Annotated in this window: 2 protein-coding genes; both read right to left on the minus strand. The window is 57.9% G+C overall.

Annotated features, from left to right (window positions below; translation table 11 throughout):
* Positions 1-1406: TRAP transporter fused permease subunit (locus L0H65_RS18005; protein ID WP_301460589.1), on the minus strand; the 1406-nt coding region annotated here is incomplete at its 3' end.
* Between the two features lie 117 nt (positions 1407-1523).
* On the minus strand, positions 1524-2480 hold the full coding sequence (locus L0H65_RS18010; RefSeq protein ID WP_301460590.1) for a TAXI family TRAP transporter solute-binding subunit: 957 nt from the start codon (positions 2478-2480) through the stop codon (positions 1524-1526).
* Between the last annotated feature and the right edge of the window lie 131 nt (positions 2481-2611).

Genomic DNA, 2611 nt, shown 5'->3' on the forward strand with positions numbered 1-2611 from the left:
GCCGTCAGGAAGGCGAAGATGATATACCCCGCAGCTTTGGGGAAGGTCGGACGAATCCAGCCCATGCCATAGTAAACCGCCAGCGATACCGCACAAATCACCGCTATCGTGAAGACAATCCCGATCAGTCTTTGCACGATGGGCTTGGGCGTATAGGCACGCGGCAAGCCTTCCATCCCGGCTTTACACGCTTCCAGATGGACGATGTAGACCAGCGCGATATAGGAAATCACCGCTGGCAAGAAGGCATGTTTCACCACCTCGAAATAGGGAATACCGACATATTCGACCATCAGGAAGGCCGCAGCCCCCATGACCGGTGGCATGATCTGGCCATTCACCGAACTCGCAACTTCGACCGCGCCAGCCTTTTCGGCCGAGAAGCCGACCTTTTTCATCAGTGGAATGGTGAAGGTGCCGGTGGTCACGACGTTCGCAATCGACGAGCCTGAAATCAGACCGGTCATCGCCGACGAAACCACTGCGGCCTTGGCCGGACCGCCACGCATGTGGCCCATCAGGCTGAACGCCACCTGAATGAAATAGTTGCCCGCCCCCGCCTTATCCAGAAGCGAGCCGAACAGCACAAACAGGAACACGAAGGAAGTTGAAACCCCCAGCGCGATACCAAACACGCCTTCGGTGGTGATCCACTGGTGGTTCACGATCTCCGACAGGTTGTTGCCCTTATGGGCGATGATATCAGGCATATATGGCCCGAGCACCGTATAGACGAGAAAGACTGTCGCGACGATCATCAGGGCCGGGCCAAGGGCACGGCGCGTCACCTCCAGCAGGATCATCAGACCCAGAACTGAAACGACGAAATCCTGCATGATCGGCGCACCGACGCGGCCCGAGATGTCATCATAATAAACGTAGAGATACAGTGCAGTCATCGCGCCCAGAATGCCCAAGGCCCATTCCCAAACCGGAATCCGGTCTTTGGGGGAGCCGAGCAGAATGACGGCAACCATGCCGAGCGAAACAATGGGAATCCACCAGACTGCTGTTCCGTCTTTCGCCCCTGTCATGAACAGGAATCCCAGCAAAAGCGGCACGGCGACGCCGAGGGCAAGCTGGAATTTGGTGCGCGCGGCGGGAAAAACGGCAACGCCGAGGAATATCGAGAATGCGAGGTGGATGGAGCGGGATTCGGTGTCATTGAACACACCAAAACCCAAAAGCTGCTGTGACCAGAACATGACCGGCGACGCAATCCAAAGCTGGAACAGAGACCAGGCAATCGCGACAATCATGATGAAGGCACCGACCGGCCCGGTTGTCGCGCGTCCGCCCGTATCTGACGAGGCGATCAACTCATCGAGTTCGGCCTGCGAAAGCCCGCCATGTCCGGCGGCGGCGGCCTCGACTGCGGCGGCTTGTTGTTGGTCTTGTTCTGCCATTTGTGTCCCCTCGCCCTGTTCAAAAAGGCGTCCCTGTTGGTTTTTTGTTCTGTCCGTGGGGTCGGTGAGGCGCGCATCACGCGCCCCACCGGGATCATCTGGTCTTGATCGGGCCGGTTACATCCAGCCGCGTTCCTTGTAATATTTGATCGCACCTGGGTGCAGCGGAGCCGACAACCCGTCCTTGATCATTTCCTCAGGCTTGAGGTTGGCAAACGCCGGATGCAACCCCTTGAACCGGTCAAAGTTGTCGAACACCGCCTTGACCACCTCGTACACAACCTCATCGGGTACATCGGCCGATGTCACGAAGGTTGCCTTGACGCCGAAGGTCTGCGTGTCGTCGGGCGAACCCGGATACATGCCGCCGGGGATCACACCCTTGGCGTAATAGGGATTGTCCGCGACAAGCTTGTCAATCACCGGGCCGTCCACCGTCACCATATTGGCCTCAACAGTCGATGTCGCTTCCTGGATCGAGCCGTTCGGGTGGCCGACGACATAGCTGATCGCGTCCACCTTGTTGTCGCCCAGTGCCGCAGCCTGCTCAGCAGGTTTCAGTTCCGATGCGAGCGAGAAGTCAGCATTGCTCCAGCCTTTTGCGGCCAGAACCACGGCCATCGTCGCCGCCGAACCCGAGCCCGGATTGCCGACGTTCACGCGCTTGCCCTTGAGGTCATCGAAAGTTGCGATATTCGCATCCTTGCGCGCCACCAAGGTGAGCAATTCGCCATGCACCGAAAAGACCGCCCTTTCCTTGTCGAATTTTTTGCCTTCGAAATCGGCGACCCCGTTATAGGCGTTGTACTGCACATCGGATTGCGCCACGCCCATGTCCATGTCGCCAGCCGCGATTGCGTTGACGTTGGCAATGGAACCGCCGGTAGACGGTGCTGTGCATTTCAACCCGGTCTTTGCCGTGTCGCGGTTGACAAGACGGCAGATCGACTGACCGACGACGAAGTAGACGCCGGTTTGACCACCGGTCCCGATGGTGATGAACCGCTCTTCGGCGGTCGCAGCCGATGCCAGGGCAATTGCCCCTGCAAAGGTAATGGTTTTCAGAAAGCTCATTTATATTTCCTCTCACATTGGCAGTATCAAGGCAGGCGCTCACATTCTGCGATGTGTTTGCCCTGGATCGTATCGCCGGATCAACCGACGGGATTCCCCTCTGTTGGCACTTGGACGGTTGAAACTTGCAG

The organism is Pseudorhodobacter sp. (assembly GCF_030452865.1).
In the GTDB taxonomy this organism is placed as follows: Bacteria; Pseudomonadota; Alphaproteobacteria; order Rhodobacterales; family Rhodobacteraceae; genus Pseudorhodobacter.

Coding starts and splice junctions, on each gene's coding strand:
- L0H65_RS18010 (WP_301460590.1), bottom strand. CDS start 2,480: ATGAGCTTTCTGAAAACCATTACCTTTGCAGGGGCAATTGCCCTGGCA.